Source organism: Micromonospora fluostatini (genome assembly GCF_050410825.1).
Lineage (GTDB): Bacteria > Actinomycetota > Actinomycetes > Mycobacteriales > Micromonosporaceae > Micromonospora > Micromonospora rosaria.
Map to the genome: position 1 here is coordinate 6,433,477 of NZ_CP191251.1, position 14,582 is coordinate 6,448,058.

The following is a 14,582-nucleotide window of genomic DNA, read 5'->3' on the forward strand; positions in this document are numbered from 1 at the left end:
GGCGGGCGGGGGCGGGGTCAGTGCCGGCCGGCGAGCAGCCCACGCGGCCGGATGGACCGGACCGGTTCGGTCGCGGCCCCCTCGGCGCGCAGGATGTGGTTCGCCGCGACGATCCCGGTCGCCGCCGACCGCTCCATCAGCGCGCTGGGGAACTCCGTGCCGATCCCGTCCCCGGCCAGGTAGAGCCCCTCCGCGTCGGTCCGTACGCCGGGCCGGGTGGCGTGGCTGCCCGGGGCGAACGCCGGGGCCTGCGCCTCCACCCGGGCGCGCAGCTCGCGGACCCGCAGGCCGGCGAACTCCGGCCAGAGGGTGCCCAGCTCGACCCGCATCCGTTCGGCCAGTTCCCCGGCCGGCACCCCCGGCTCGCAGGCGTACGCGTGCAGTTCGACCACCGAACCGCCGGTGCGCCCGGCCCAGATCCGGGGCTCGTTCTCCAGCCGGTGGTACAGGGTCACCGAGTCCAGCGTGGGCTGCCGGGACACCCCGCTGAACACCGCCCGCCGCCGGGAGACGTCCCCGTCCAGCCAGTACCGGGCGACCGCGTACGGCGGACCGGGAACGCCGAACGCGGGCATCCGGGCCACCAGCTCCGGTGCCGCCGTCGCCAGCCCGGGGGAGGCCCGGACCAGCGCGGCCAGGGCCGGCGGGTCGACCGCGAGCACCACGTGCCCGGCCGGGTACCCGGTGCCGTCGGCGGTCTCCACCCGCCACCGGTCGCCGTCGCGGCGCAGCGCCGTGGCGGCCGTGGCGGTCAGCACCCGCCCGCCGTGCCGCTGCACGTGCCGGGTCAGCGGCGTCCAGATCGCCGTGGCGTAGTCCTCGTCCGGGCAGTCGAAGGCCAGCCCCTCCCCGTTGCCGAGCAGGTAGAAGTGGAACTGGGCGACCATCTCGGCGGCCGACATCTCCGCCTCGTGGTTGAAGAACGAGTGTGAGAAGACCTCGAAGAGCATCGCCCGCGCCCGGTCCGGCAGCCGCAGCGAGTCGAGCAGCTCCTCGGCGGTGGTGGCGTCCAGGTCGGCGTAGGTGTCGACCGGGTCGTAGGTGAGCAGCGGCAGCGCGGCGTCCCGGTCCATCCGCCGCAGGTCGTCGAGGCGCAGGCTGGGGCTGCGGGCCAGCAGGGTGAGCAGGTTCAGCGGCGGCGCGGGCGGCAGCCGGCCGAACTCCTCGGTCGGCCACTGCGCGGACAGCACCGGGTAACCCGGGACCGGCTTCAGGAAGCCCAGGCCGGGGTCGATCCGGCGCAGGATCGCCCGCCAGTTGTAGTACTGCCGGAAGAAGGCGTGGAAGCCGTGCTCGACCATCTGCGTCCCGTCGGCCAGCCGCTCCGGCCAGGCCCCGAGCCGGCCGCCGAGGGTCGGCGCGGCCTCCAGCACGCTCACCCGTACGCCCCGCTCGGCGAGCACCACCGCCGCCGACATGCCGGCGATCCCGCCCCCGACCACCACCGCGTCGACGGGGCGCGGCACCCGTCGCGGGCCACCGCCGCCCGGGTCGACCCGGTGTTCCCGTACCCCGATGAGCCGCCCGACCCGCTGCGACAGCGCCATGTGCACCTCTCCGGCCGTGGGCCCCCAGTCTGCCGCAGGTCACCACGTCCCGCCGGCTGCCGCGCGCCGCTACGGCCGGCCCGGTCCGGGGTCGCCGACCCGGTCCGGCCTGGCGGGCTGGTCCGGGCTCGCGCCGGGCGGCCCGGTCACCGTCCGGGGCCGGGCGGGCGGGCCGCCCGGTCCGGCTGGGCCGCGTCGGCCGCGTCACGGTCGTCCGCCGCCGGCCGGTGATCCGGTACGAGCCGGGCGCGGACCCGGTCCGCCTGGGTGTGCCGCCGCTGGGCGCGGTACAGGTCGTGCGCGCGTTGCCAGGCGGTACGGGCCTCGTGTGGCTGGCCGGCGGCGGCGTACGCCTCGGCGAGGTGCGCCAGCGTGTCCGCCTCCTTGTAGGCGTTGCCGAGGCGCCGGAAGATCTCCGCGGCCTGCCGGTGGTGGCGCACCGCCGCCGCGTGCCGTCCGGCGATCCGGTCGAGGTACCCGAGGCTGTCCAGGGCGAGCGCCTCGCCGTCGGCGTACCCGTGCTCGCGGTGCAGCGCGAGCGCCTCGGCGCAGTGCCGGCGGGCCTGCTCGTACCGGTGGAGCTGGGCCAGGTACCACCCGACGGTGTTCAGGGCCCGCGCCCGGGAGACGGGGTCGAGGCGCCGGTAGAGCCGCAGGGCGTGCTGGGCGTGTGCGAGCGCCCGGTGGTCGTCCCCGCGCCGGGCCCAGGCGCGGGCGAGGCTCCGCCGGGTCGCCGCCTCGCAGGCCAGGTCGGCCGCCTGCCCGGCGAGGGTGAGCGCCCGTCGCAGGTGCTCGTCCGCCCGGTCGTGCTGCTCGGCCCGGGAGTACGCCTGGCCGAGCTGCCGGTGGGCCCACGCCTGGGCGCTCGGATCGTCGAGCGCCTCGGCGGCGGCCAGCCCCTGCCGCCAGGTGTCGATGTAGTCGCTGCCGTGGCCCTGCTGCCGCTGGTGGGTGACGAGCGTCCCGGCGAGTTGCCAGACGAGCCGGTGCCAGTCCCGGTCCCGGGCCGCCCGGGAGGTCGCCAGCAGGTTCTCGTACTCGGCGTCGAACCAGCTCCGCGCCGCGTCGGCGGTGGTGAGGACGAACGGTCCGGCCCCCGCCACCGGGGCCGCGACGTCGACCCTGCGCCAGTGCGGATCGAGCAGGTCCGCGCCGTGGAGCGCGGTGTGCAGGTAGAAGTCGACCAGCCGGCGGAACGCCGCCGGGCGCTCCGGGTCGGGCTGCTCGACGGCGAAGAGCCGGATCAGGTCGTGCATCCGGTACCGGCCGGGCAGGTGCTCCTGCGCGAGGTGGGCGTTGGCCAGGGCGGCCAGCAGCGTCCGGGCCCGCGCGACCGGTACGGCGGCGAGGGCGGCTGCGGCGGCCGGACCGACGTCCGGACCGGCCGCCGTGCCCAGCAGCCGGAACAGCCGGGCCTGCGCGGCGTCCAGGGCCCGGTAGGACCAGGAGATCACCGCACGGACGTTCACCGAGAGGTCGTCGGTGCCGAGGCCGTCGAGGCGGGCGGACTCGTCGCGCAGCTCCGCGCAGATCTCCCGCAGCGGCAGGCCGGGCCGGGTCACCGCGCGGACGGCGACGATGCTGATCGCCAGCGGCAGCCCGGCGCAGAATCCCAGCAGCTCCGAGACGGCGTCGGGTTCGGCGTCGACCCGCCGGGCGCCGAGGTGACCGCTGATCAGCTCCCGGCTGCCCGCCGGGTCGAGCACGTCGAGGCGTACCGCCGTCGCGCCGCGCAGGTACAGGTCGGGCAGCTCGTGCCGGCTGGTCACCAGGATCGCGCAGGTGGGGGTGCCGGGCAGCAGTGGCTCGACCTGGCCGGCGTACCGGGCGTTGTCCGCCACGACGAGCATCCGCCGCTGCGCCAGGGTGCTCCGCAGGAGCGCGGCCTGGGCGTCCGGATCGACGGGTACGACCTTCGGGTCGACGCGCAGGGCGGTGAGCAGGGAGCGCAGCGCGGTCGCGGCGGGCATCGGCGGCTGGGTCGGGTCGAACCCGCGCAGGTTCACGTAGAGCTGGCCGTCCGGGAAGTCCGCGCGGCGCAGGTGGGCCCAGTGCACCGCCGTGCTGGTCTTGCCCACGCCACCGGTACCGATGATCACCGCCGTCCGCCCCGCGGCCGGCACCCCGGTCGGCTGCTCCACCGGCCGGTCCAGGGCCCGGTCGAGCTCGGCGAGGGCGGCGTCCCGACCGGTGAAGACCGGCGGCGGAGCGGGCAGTTGCCGGGGCACCTCGGCGGCCGCGGCCGAGCCGTCGGCAGCCGGGTCCGCCTCCCCGGGCTTCCGGCTGCTCCGGCCTCTGCGCCCCGTGACCATCGCGGCCCCGCCGGTCAGGACGACCGCCCCGCCGACGGCGAGCCACGCCGCCGCGCCGCCCGTCGGCAGCAGCGTGCTCCCGGCATTCGTCAGCATCGGGACCAGCACCACCGTGGACACGGTCGCCGCTCCGCCCAGCAGGGACCAACGAGCGCGCATACTCCGCCCTCCGCGACGACACCCGGTGATCGATCCATCATGATGCGTCGCGGCAACCCGCCCCACGCCGCCCCGCCGCCACCCGCCCGCATCGGCAGCGTGTGCCCGCGCGCCGGTGGCAGTGTTAGGAGGGGCCCCTTATACAACAGAATGCGTTAACAGGGGGCCCTTCCTTTCACCGGGGGCGGTCGGAGGTGGGCCAGACGTACTCCAGGTCGGGCGGGACGTCGCCGAAGAACTGGCGGTAGTGCTCGGGATCCTTGCGCAGCAGGGACGACTGGTGGCTGCGGTGCAGGTCGTCGCGGCCCAGCCAGGGCGGCAGCTCACCGGCCTCGGCCAGCTCGGCCTGGCCGCGTACCCGGGTCGGGCCACCGGCGGCGGCGAGGTCGGCGGTCAGGGTGGCCGCGCAGGTGTCCGCCCGGCCGGGCGCGCACCACACCGCGCAGACGTCCAGGCCGTACCGGACCAGCGCCTCCTCGTAGCCGGCCCACATCTTCACCGCCGGGTGGTGGCGCCAGCCGTACCCGGGGCGGGTGAGCCCGCGCAGCACCTGGATGGCCTCCACCCGCTGCTTGCCCAGCCGCTTCTGGTCCAGCACCCGGGCGCTGGCCAGGAAGTCCGGGTAGGGCAGGAAGGTCTGCACGGCGGGTGCTCTACCCGTCGGCAACCGGGACATGCGGGCCGGCGGCGGGAAGAACGTTCATGATCACGGGGCTGCGCCGAGTGCGACCGGCTGACTACGATTCGGCACATGTCGGAGCCCTGGATGGACATCGCCCGCCGTGCGGTCGAGTCCGGGTTGCGGCGGCGCGGCAACGGCGACCCCCGGCCGCACTACGTGGTCTGTGGCCAGGACGCGCTGGTGTACCACGTGGTCAAGGGGCTGCTCGCCACCGAGCAGCGGGCGGGCACCGTGCGGATCACCGTGGTCGTGCCGCCCCGGCGTCGCCCCGACAATCCCGACGTCCGGTCGATCCGGGGCGTCCGGGTGGTCAAGGCGGAGCGGTTGGACGAAGAGGCGTTCCGGCGGGCCGGGCTGGCCGGCGCGGACGGGCTGGCCCTGCTGCACCAGGACGACGTCGGCAACATCCACGCCGCGTACTGCGCGCAGGCCGTCGAGCCGAACGTCCGGCTGGTGCTGCGGATGTTCAACACCCGGCTGGCCGGGGGCGTCCGGCAGCTCTTCCCCGACTCGGCGGTGCTCTCCGACGCGTCGATGGCCGCCCCGGCGTTCGTCGCCGCCGCGCTCGGCGAGGTCGCCCCGACGTACTTCCGGCACCAGGGCCGTACGCTGCACGTCGCCCGCCGCGTCGACGTACGCCCGGAGGACGTGGTGTGCGGGGTGGCCGACACCCGCGACCCGCAGCGGATCCGGCTGCTGCCCGCCGACGAGTCCACGGCGGACCTGGTCCTCGCCGAGGCGACCGGCCAGCCGGCCGGTACCGAGCTGGCCGCCCGTCGCCTGGTGCGGGCCCGCCGCCCCCGGCCGATGCTGATGACCCTGCGCGCGGTACGCAGCTTCGCCAGCCGCAAGCTCGGCATCGCCACCATCGCGGTGCTCGGGGTCATCGCCCTGCTCGGGTACCTGATCTCCCGCGCCGAGGAGGTCTCCCCCGGCGAGGCGCTGTACCTGACCCTGGTCACCACGCTCAGCGGCGCCGACCCGGACACCGAGAAGGACGCCGCCGCGCAGATCATGCAGGTGGTGCTGAACCTGGCCGGCCTGGCGCTGATCCCGCTGATCACCGCCGTGGTGGTGGACGGGATCGTCAACGCCCGGCTCGCCCTGCACGCCGGCCGGATCCAGGCCGAACGCGCCGGTCACGTGGTGGTGGTCGGGCTCGGCAACGTCGGTACCCGGGTGATGGCCCAGCTCAACGACTTCGGCATCGAGGTGGTGGCGATCGACAAGGACCCGGAGGCCCGGGGCGCGTCGCTGGCCCGCCGCCTCGGGGTGCCGCTGATCGAGGGGGACGCGGCGCGGGAGGAGACGCTGCGCGCCGCCTCGGTGGAGAACTGCCAGGCGCTGGTCGTGGTCTCCACCGACGACGTGGCGAACCTCCAGGCCGCGCTCAACGGCCGGGCGGTCAACGAGAACCTGCGGGTGGTGCTGCGGCTCTTCGACGACGACTTCGCCGAACGGATCTCCAGCGCCTTCGACATCGGCATCTCCCGCAGCGTCTCCTACCTGGCCGCCCCCTCCTTCACCGGGGCCCTGCTGAATCGGGCGGTCATCGCCACCATCCCGCTCGACCGGCACGTCCTGGTGGTGGCCGAGGTGCCGGTCGCCCCGGGTTCCGCGTTCGACGGCGCGCCCCTGTCCGTCGTGGGCCGACCCGACGGGGTACGCCTCATCGCGCACACCCCCGTCGGCCAGACCGCGCATTCCGGCGTGGACTGGTCACCCGACCCGCGCATGGTGATCAACGCGGGGGACCGGCTCATCGTGCTCGCCCGCCGGGCCGGGCTGAGCTGGCTGCTGCGGCAGACCTCCCCGCCGCCGCCGGCCCTCCCGCCGCAGCCCGCCGGCCTCCCCACGCCCCGTCCCGCCGACCCGGACTGACCCGGCCCGGCGGGCGCCGGTCATCCGCGGGAGACCGACTGACGGTCAGGGTCGGACGTGGCGACGGAGGGCGTACCAGGTGGCGCCGAGGGCGAGCACCCCGAAGCCGGCGAGCACGCTGGTCAGCGGCAGGTTGACGGCCAGCACCAGGCAGCCGACCAGCCCCAGCGCGGCGAGAAGCTGGACCGGGAGCCGTCGGGCCCGGTCGCGGCCCAGGGTCAGCGCGGCGGCGTTCGTGATCGCGTAGTAGACCAGCACCGTGCAGGCGGAGAAACCGATCGCGTCCCGGACGTCGCCGAGCGCCACCACCACGACCACCACCCCGGCCACCGCCGACTCCGCTCGGTGCGGCACGTGGTACCGGGGGTGTACGGCGGCCAGCACGCCGGGCAGGTCGCGGCGGCGGGCCATCGCCAGCAGGGTCCGGGAGACCCCGGCGAGCAGGGAGAGCAGGACCCCGGTCACCGCGACGGTGGCCCCGGCCCGCACGACCCAGGCCAGGCCGGGCAGCCCGGCGGCGGTGACCACCTCGGCCAGCGGCGCGCCGGCGGCGGCGAGCCGGTCGGCGCCGAGCACCCCGAGCGCCACCACCGCCAGGGTCAGGTAGATCAGCAGGACGATCCCCAGGGCCAGGGGCACCGCGCGGGGGATGGTCCGCTCCGGGTCGCGGACCTCCTCGCCGAGGGTGGCGATCCGGGCGTACCCGGCGAAGGCGAAGAAGAGCAGCCCGGCGGCGGTGAGCACGCCCCTGATGCCGGTGTCGCCGGGGTCGCCGAGGCGGTCGACGGAGAGGCCACCGCCGGTCGCCCCGGTCACCGCCACCGTGGCGAGCACGGCGAGGGTGAGGGCGACCAGGATCCGGGTCGCCGCCGCCGTCCTGCCGATGCCGCGCAGGTTCACCCCGGTCACCGTGAGCACCGCGCCGACCGCGACCAGCCGGGCCTGCCCCGGCCAGAGGTACGCGCCGATGGTCAGCGCCATCGCCGCGCAGCTCGCCGTCTTGCCGACCACGAAGCCCCAGCCGGCGAGGAAACCGGCGAACGGGTTCAGCCGTTCCCGCCCGTAGACGTAGGTGCCGCCGGACTCGGGGTACCGGGCGGCCAGCCGGGCCGAGCTGGTCGCGTTGCAGAACGCCACGAAGCCGGCCAGCGCCAGCGCGAGCAGCAGCCCGGCCGCGCCGGCCGACGCGGCGGCCGGGGCGAAGACCACGAAGACGCCCGCGCCGAGCATCGACCCCAGTCCGACGACCACCGCGTCGGGTACGCCCAACCGCCGTGCCAGGTGTGCCACGAGCGCAGGCTACGGGGCGGTCGTGAACGGACGGTCGAGTTCGCGTAACCGGCCGGGCAGCGGCAGGTCGTCCCAGGGCACCCGGTGCAGGACCCGGTCCAGCAGCAGCCCGAGCAGCAGCCCGGCCACCGAGTCGGTCAGCCAGTGCCAGCCCAGGTAGGTGGTGGTGCACAGGACCACCACCGGCGGGACGATCCGGAGCGCGAGGACCAGCCGGGGCGGGACGCTGCGGCCGTAGGTCCGCAGCAGCGGGGCGAGCAGCAACGCCAGTACGCCGTACCAGACGATCGCGTTCGCCACGTGCCCGGACGGGTACGACTGGGCGAAGCGGAGCGGCAGGTCGTCCTGGAACAGCGGCAGCGTCTGCTCCGGCGGCAGGAACGGCTCCTTGACGCTGGCGCTCGGCGCCGGCCGGGCGGTCCAGACCTTCAGCGGGCCGACGGTCAGGGTCGTCAGGGCGAAGCCGGCGACCGGCACCAGCACCGGGCGCAGCGAGCGGAGCCGGACCGCCAGCAGCACCGCCAGCCCCGTCGCGAGCAGCGTCAGCGGGGTGCCCTGACCCAGGTAGTTGAAGACCACAGCGGTCCCGAACGCCACCGTCGGCCGGTGCGCGGCGGCCCCGTCGGCGACCGCCCGGTCCAGGCCGAAGAGGTGCCCGGCGGCGAGCGCCACGGTGATCGCGACGAAGGCGGTGAGCAGGAACACGTCGAACCACCACCCGGCCGGGCGCACCGGGCGCAGCCAGGCGTGGGGCCGTACCGTCGGGGTCCCGCGCACCCGCCCACGCTACCGGTCCGGCGGCGTGCGGGGTCGGGGTGGCTGTGGGCCCAACCACGAAAAGCGGCGATGTCTGCGGAGAGCCGTCAGACTTGGTCGCGTGCGGATCACCTCAGCCCTCGTGGACCCGGCGCTACTCGACCTCCCGTGGTCGACGCCGTTGGAGCAGTGGCCTGCGCACCACCTGGTCGCGCTGCCGCAGGGCATCTCCCGGCACATCGTCCGCTTCGTCCGCCTCGGCGAGTTCGTCTACGCGGTCAAGGAGACCGGCGAGCGGGTCGCCGAGCGGGAGTACGACCTGCTGCGGGCGCTGGAGCGGATCGACTTCCCCTCGGTCGAGGCGATCGCCATCGTGGCCGACCGGTGCACCGACGACGGTGAGCCGCTGGACCCGGTGCTGATCACCCGGCACCTCCAGTTCTCCCTGCCCTACCGGGCGCTCTTCTCGCACACGCTGCGCCCGGAGACGATGGGCCGGCTGCTCGACGCGCTGGCCGCGCTGATCGTCCGGATGCACCTCACCGGCTTCTTCTGGGGCGACTGCTCGCTGTCGAACACGCTGTTCCGCCGGGACGCCGGGGCGTTCGCCGCGTACCTGGTGGACGCCGAGACCGGCGCCCTGCACCGGTCGCTCTCCAACGGCCAGCGCGGCGAGGACCTGGAGATCGCCCGGGTGAACATCTTCGGCGAGGCGCTGGACCTCCAGGCCGCCGGGCTGCTGCACGACGCGATCGACCCGGAGGTGGTCTGCGAGGAGGTCGTGCAGCGGTACGAGCGCCTCTGGCACGAGATCACCTACGAGCAGCAGATCGAGCGGGACGCCCGGCACGACATCGAGGGGCGGATCCGCCGCCTCAACGAGTTGGGCTTCGACGTCGCCGAGGTGGCGATGTCCACCATCGACGACGGGCGGTACCTGATCCGGCCGAAGGTGGTCGATGCCGGGTACCACACCCGTCGGCTGCTCCGGCTGACCGGCCTGGACGCCGAGGAGAACCAGGCCCGCAAGCTCCTCAACGACCTGGACGCGTACCGCGCGGAGAGCGACCTCGTCGACGAGCAGCAGGCCGCCCACCGCTGGCTGACCGAGGTGTTCGAGCCGGTGGTCCGGGCGGTGCCGGCGCACCTGCGGCGCAAGCTGGAGCCGCAGGAGCTGTTCACGCAGATCATCGAGCACAAGTGGCTGCTCTCCGAGCAGGCCGGCCGGGACCTGGGGCTGGCCCCGGCCGTGCAGTCGTTCCTGACCGAGGTGCTGGTGCACCGCCCCGACGAGCAGGCCGTCCTCGGCGTCGAGCTGACCCCCACCGGCTGACCCGCCGGGGCCGTGCCGTGCCGTGCCGTGCCGGGCCGTGCTGCGCCGGGCTCCGCCGGCGGGAGGCCGGGGTCCCCGAGGTGGAACCCTTTCGAGCTGCCCCTGTGGACGGGGCAGCGCCAGGGGCAGACCCAACGCCGCCCGGCGAGCTCGTCGTTCCGGCGGGAGTGCGGGGCGGACGGGGGCGTTTGCCCCGGTCCCGTCCGCGGGGCAGCTCGAAAGGACGTCAGACAACGGGTGCCCGGGGCCAGCGCCGGAGCCGACGGCGACCGGCTGGGCCGTCCGCCGGGCCTCCCGCCGCCGGCTCGCGCCCGCCCTGCCGGCCGGTCACTCCACCCAGGAACCGGCCCGCATCACCTGGAGCACGTTCAGGTCGTCGTCGAGCACCACCAGGTCGGCGCGGAGCCCGGCCTGGAGCGCGCCGACCCGGTCGCCGAGACCGATCGCGCGGGCCGGGGTGGTGGCCAGCATCCGGCAGACGTCGGCGATCGGCAGCCCGGCGCCGACCGCGTGCCGCAGGGCACCGGCCATGGTCAGGGTGCTGCCGGCGATCGCCCCGTCCCGGGCGAGTCGGGCGGTGCCCCCGGCGACGGTGACCGCCTGGCCGCCGAGTTCGTACTCGCCGTCGGGCATCCCGGCGGCGGCCATCGCGTCGGTGACCAGCGCGGTCCGTTCCGGCCCGGCGGCCGAGACGGCGAAGGTCAGCATCCCGTCGTGCAGGTGCACCCCGTCGGCGACCAGTTCGCAGACCACCTGTGGTGCCTCCAGCAGCGCCACCACGGGGCCCGGCTCGCGGTGGTGGACCGGGCGCATCCCGTTGAACAGGTGGGTGCCGACGCTCGCCCCGGCCGCCACGGCGGCCCGGGTCTGCTCGTACGTGGCGTCGGTGTGGCCGATCGCGGCGACCACCCGGTGCCCGGTGAGCAGCGTGACCGCCGCCAGGGCACCCTCACGTTCCGGGGCGAGGGTGACCATCCGGACCGCCCCGCCGCCGAGTTCGATCAGCTCGGCCAGCTCCTCGGTCGACGGGTCGCGGAGGTGCTCGGGGTTCTGCGCCCCGCACCGCTGCGCCGACAGGTACGGCCCCTCGAAGTGGATGCCGGCGAGCACCCCCTCGGCGACCAGCGGCGCGTACGCGGCCGTGGCGGCGCGCATCAGCTCGAACGGCGAGCTGACCAGGCTGGCCAGCAGGGTGGTGGTGCCGTGGCCCAGGTGGAACGCCGCCGCCGCGCGGGCCGCGTCGGGGTCGCCGGTGGTGAAGGTGTGCCCGCCGCCGCCGTGGGTGTGCATGTCGACGAAGCCGGGGACGATCCAGTGCCCGTCGCGCACCGACGGGTACTCGGCGACCGCGGTGATCCGGTCGCCGTCGACCTCCACGCAGCCCTGCCGCACCACCCCGGCCGGGGTCACCACCTTGCCGTTCACCCGCAGGGCCATCAGCTCTCCTGTCTCTCGTCGCTGGGCGGGACCGTGCTCCCGGCGGCCCCGGCGCTGTCCTGGGCACCCGGTTTCTCGTCGGCGGGGACGGTGTCGAGCGCGAGCAGCGCCGCGCCGAGGCAGCCCGCCTGGTCCCCGAGGGCCGCCGGCACCAGGCGCGGCTCGCGGTGGAAGGTCAGCCGGTCGCGCAGCGCCGCCCGCAGCGGGTCGAGGAGCTGGTCACCGGCGCGGGCGAGGCCGCCGCCGAGCACGATGGTGCGCACGTCGAACAACGCCTGGCCGGTGGCGAGCCCGTCGGCGAGCGCGTCGACCGCCTCCCGCCACACCCGTCCGGCGACCGGGTCCCCGGCGGCGGCCCGGCACGCCACCCCGGCGGCGTCGACGGCGGGGGCGGTCCCGGCGGGGGCTTCGGGGCCGGCGAGTTCGGCGTACCGGCGGGCGACGGCGGAGGCCGAGGCGAGTGACTCCAGGCAGCCGTACCGGCCGCAGCCGCAGCGCGGCCCGTCGGGACGTACCAGGATGTGGCCGATCTCCCCGGCGGCGCCGTGCGCGCCGGCGGCGGCCGACCCGTCGACCACGTGCGCGCCCGCGATGCCGGTGCCGATCGCGACGAAGAGCACGTGCCCGGCGTCGCGCCCGGCCCCGAGCCGGGCCTCGGCCAGTGCGCCGACCCGCACGTCGTGGCCGAGCGCGGTGGGCAGCCCGAGCCGCGCCACCGCCAGGTCCCGCAGCGGTACGTCCCGGAAGCCGACGTTGGCCGACCAGACCGCGACCCCGCGCGTCGAGTCGACCACCCCGGGGACCGCGATGCCGACCGCCACCGGGGCGAACCCGGTGGCGTGGGCCCGCGCGGCCAGCCCCTCGGCGACGTCCAGGATGGTGGCGACCACCGCCTCCGGGCCGCGTCCGGCATCGGTGGGGTGCCGCTCGGCGTGCACGACGGTGCCGTCCGGGCGGACCAGGGCGCACTTCATCCCGGTGCCGCCCACGTCGAGCGCGACGGCGACGGCGGGCCGTCCCCCGTCACCGCCCGGGGAGTGGCCGCGGCCCGTCACGCAAGCACCACGGAGCGGCGCAGGTGGCGGGGGGCGTCCGGGTCGAGCCCGCGACTGGTGGCGAGGGCGACCGCGAAGCGCTGGGCGAGGATCAGGTCGGCCATCGGGTCGACCGGGGTACGCCCGGCCGACCAGCGGCCGAGCACGGTGCGGTACCCGTGGGTGCGGCTGTGCACGAAGGCGGCCCCGGTCGCCGCGACGTCCTCCGGCAGGCCGGCCGGGAGGTCACCGAACGCCCAGACCAGCCGGCCCGGCGTGGCGATCGAGATCGGCCCGTGCCGGTAGTCCATCGCCGGGTACGACTCGGCCCAGAAGCTGGCCGCCTCGCGGCACTTCAGCGCGGCCTCGTGGGCGAGCCCGACCGTCCAGCCCCGGCCCAGGAAGGTGACCTGCTCGATCAGCGCCGGGTCGATCGGCAGCGGGGCCCGGACGGCCACCTCGGCGTCGGCGACCAGCGCGGTGACGGTGTCGCCGAGGTGCGCCCGCAGCAGCGCCAGGGCGGTGGTGGCGAACCGGGTCTGCACCACCGACCGCTCGTCGGCGAAGGGCATCGGCACCGCCGCGTCGGCCAGGTCGGCGGCGGTCGAGGTGGGGTCGCCGACGAGGACGGTGCTCGGCACCCGTCCACGCAGCGCGCCGAGCAGATCCAGGACCTCGGTGGTGGTGCCGGAGCGGGTGATCGCGATCAGCCGGTCGTAGCGGCGGCCGGTGGGGAACTCGGAGGCCTGGAAGGCGTCGGTCTCGCCCTGGCCGGCCTGCTCGCGACGGGCGGCGTACGCCATGGCGACGAACCAGGACGTGCCGCAGCCGACGACGGCGACCCGCTCGCCGGGGCGGGGCAGTCGGTCGGCGACGCTGTCGGCGAGCCGGGCCGCCTCCCGCCAGCACTCGGGCTGGCTGGCGATCTCCGTGTGGACGTGGGACATCGGTGACTCCTCCCCGGGGAGGTCGGTGCGTGGTACCTCGATGGTGCCCCGATACCACTGGCGTTACGCGCCACGACGCTGTCGCGCGGGATGACTGCGCGGTGCTGCGCGATACGGCTCGTAACCGCCTTCTTTCGCGCGCTATTCTGCTCGAAGCCGGGTGACCGTGGCAACCGGCGGGTAGATCGCGCAGGTCAGGGTTTTGCGCGGTCCCAGTTTTGCGCACTACTGTGCACGCATTCAATCACCGACCGTGCAGGCACCTGGAGGACCCGGGGTGGACCGTTACGCCAGATGGAACGCCCTGCTGGAGATGCTGACCGACACCGGACGGGTCAGTGTCGAGGAGGCCGCCGAGCGGCTCGACGTCTCCCAGGCCACCATCCGGCGCGACTTCGACCAGCTCGCCCAGCAACAGATGATCACCCGTACCCGGGGTGGGGCGGTCGCCAACGGGGTCTCGTACGACCTGCCGTTGCGGTACAAGACGGCGAAGCACTCGGCCGAGAAGCAGCGGATCGGGGCCGCCGCCGCCGCGCTGGTCTCGCCCGGCACCGTGGTCGGGCTCAACGGCGGCACCACCAGCACCGAGGTGGCCCGTGCGCTGGCCGTCCGGCCGGACCTGAACACCAGCGCCGAGGGCGCCCAGCTCACCGTGGTCACCAACGCGCTGAACATCGCCAACGAGCTGCTGGTCCGGTCCCGGATGAAGGTCGTGGTGGCCGGCGGGGTGGTCCGGCCCAAGTCGTTCGAGCTGGTCGGCCCGCTGGGCGGGGCGCTGCTGCGCGAGGTCACCCTGGACGTCGCCCTGCTCGGGGTGGACGCGATCGACCCGCAGCTCGGTGCCGCCGCCCACCACGAGGGCGAGGCGGCGATGAACAACCTCATGGTGGCCCGCGCCAAGCGCGTCGTGATCATCGCGGACTCGTCCAAGCTGGGCGGTCACGCGTTCGCCCGGATCTGCCCGGTGGACCGGGTGGAGACACTGGTCACCGACTCCGGGGCCGCCCCGGAGATGGTCGAGGCCTTCCGGGCCGCCGGCGTCACCGTGATCTGCGCCTGACCGCAGGTAAGGAAGGGCCCCCTCTTAACGCCTGCGGTAGAGAGGGGTACCCCTCTCACCGGCGCTGTGCTGCCTCCGACCAGCACCGACACGCCGAGATGCATACCGGGTATTGCGGTGGGGTGTATACCGCGTATGGTG

At 75.4% G+C, this 14,582-nt stretch carries 11 protein-coding genes; 3 read left to right on the top strand and 8 right to left on the bottom strand.

Annotated elements, in window-relative coordinates; translation table 11 throughout:
• Positions 1 to 17 precede the first annotated feature (17 nt).
• From ACQUFX_RS28665 to ACQUFX_RS28675, 3 genes are all read right to left on the bottom strand, one after another.
• Positions 18 to 1,547, bottom strand: coding sequence for an FAD-dependent oxidoreductase (locus ACQUFX_RS28665; RefSeq protein WP_428963310.1), 1,530 nt, complete (start codon positions 1,545 to 1,547; stop codon positions 18 to 20).
• Positions 1,548 to 1,693: 146 nt separating this feature from the next.
• Positions 1,694 to 4,018 (bottom strand): ATP-binding protein, encoded by a 2,325-nt coding sequence (locus tag ACQUFX_RS28670; RefSeq protein WP_428963311.1) that lies wholly within the window; start codon positions 4,016 to 4,018, stop codon positions 1,694 to 1,696.
• A 175-nt stretch (positions 4,019 to 4,193) separates the two neighbouring features.
• Complete coding sequence (locus tag ACQUFX_RS28675) at positions 4,194 to 4,661, bottom strand: MSMEG_6728 family protein (protein WP_428963312.1); 468 nt, start codon at positions 4,659 to 4,661, stop codon at positions 4,194 to 4,196.
• Positions 4,662 to 4,769: 108 nt separating this feature from the next.
• On the opposite strand from ACQUFX_RS28675, the gene ACQUFX_RS28680 reads away from it, so the two are divergent.
• Positions 4,770 to 6,581: a potassium channel family protein gene (locus tag ACQUFX_RS28680; RefSeq protein ID WP_428963313.1), complete on the top strand. Its 1,812-nt coding sequence runs from the start codon at positions 4,770 to 4,772 to the stop codon at positions 6,579 to 6,581.
• Between the two features lie 45 nt (positions 6,582 to 6,626).
• Here ACQUFX_RS28680 and ACQUFX_RS28685 read toward each other — a convergent pair whose 3' ends face one another.
• Positions 6,627 to 7,871 carry an APC family permease gene (locus tag ACQUFX_RS28685; protein WP_428963314.1) on the bottom strand — a complete coding sequence of 415 codons (1,245 nt, stop codon included), beginning with the start codon at positions 7,869 to 7,871 and terminating at the stop codon, positions 6,627 to 6,629.
• Between the two features lie 9 nt (positions 7,872 to 7,880).
• The gene (locus ACQUFX_RS28690; protein WP_428963315.1) at positions 7,881 to 8,648 is read right to left on the bottom strand and encodes a phosphatase PAP2 family protein; all 768 of its coding nucleotides are present in this window, start codon (positions 8,646 to 8,648) and stop codon (positions 7,881 to 7,883) included.
• Between the two features lie 100 nt (positions 8,649 to 8,748).
• Between ACQUFX_RS28690 and ACQUFX_RS28695 the strand changes: the two genes are divergently transcribed.
• A complete protein-coding gene (locus tag ACQUFX_RS28695) occupies positions 8,749 to 9,960 on the top strand; it encodes a DUF4032 domain-containing protein (RefSeq protein ID WP_428963316.1) in 1,212 nt (403 codons plus the stop codon).
• Positions 9,961 to 10,287: 327 nt separating this feature from the next.
• Here the strand turns inward: ACQUFX_RS28695 and nagA are convergent, their stop codons facing one another.
• Genes nagA through ACQUFX_RS28710 form a run of 3 tightly spaced genes read right to left on the bottom strand, consistent with a single transcriptional unit; the run spans position 10,288 to position 13,378 of the window.
• Positions 10,288 to 11,397: an N-acetylglucosamine-6-phosphate deacetylase gene (gene nagA / locus ACQUFX_RS28700; RefSeq protein ID WP_428963317.1), complete on the bottom strand. Its 1,110-nt coding sequence runs from the start codon at positions 11,395 to 11,397 to the stop codon at positions 10,288 to 10,290.
• On the bottom strand, positions 11,397 to 12,452 hold the full coding sequence (locus ACQUFX_RS28705) for an ROK family protein (protein WP_428963318.1): 1,056 nt from the start codon (positions 12,450 to 12,452) through the stop codon (positions 11,397 to 11,399). Before ACQUFX_RS28705 ends, nagA begins: the two co-directional genes overlap by 1 nt.
• A complete protein-coding gene (locus tag ACQUFX_RS28710; RefSeq protein ID WP_428963319.1) occupies positions 12,449 to 13,378 on the bottom strand; it encodes an SIS domain-containing protein in 930 nt (309 codons plus the stop codon). Before ACQUFX_RS28710 ends, ACQUFX_RS28705 begins: the two co-directional genes overlap by 4 nt.
• A 277-nt stretch (positions 13,379 to 13,655) precedes the next feature.
• Here ACQUFX_RS28710 and ACQUFX_RS28715 point away from each other — a divergent pair, with 277 nt between their 5' ends.
• Entirely contained in the window at positions 13,656 to 14,441 is a 786-nt protein-coding gene (locus tag ACQUFX_RS28715) for a DeoR/GlpR family DNA-binding transcription regulator (protein ID WP_428963320.1), read from the top strand.
• The last annotated feature ends 141 nt before the right edge of the window (positions 14,442 to 14,582 follow it).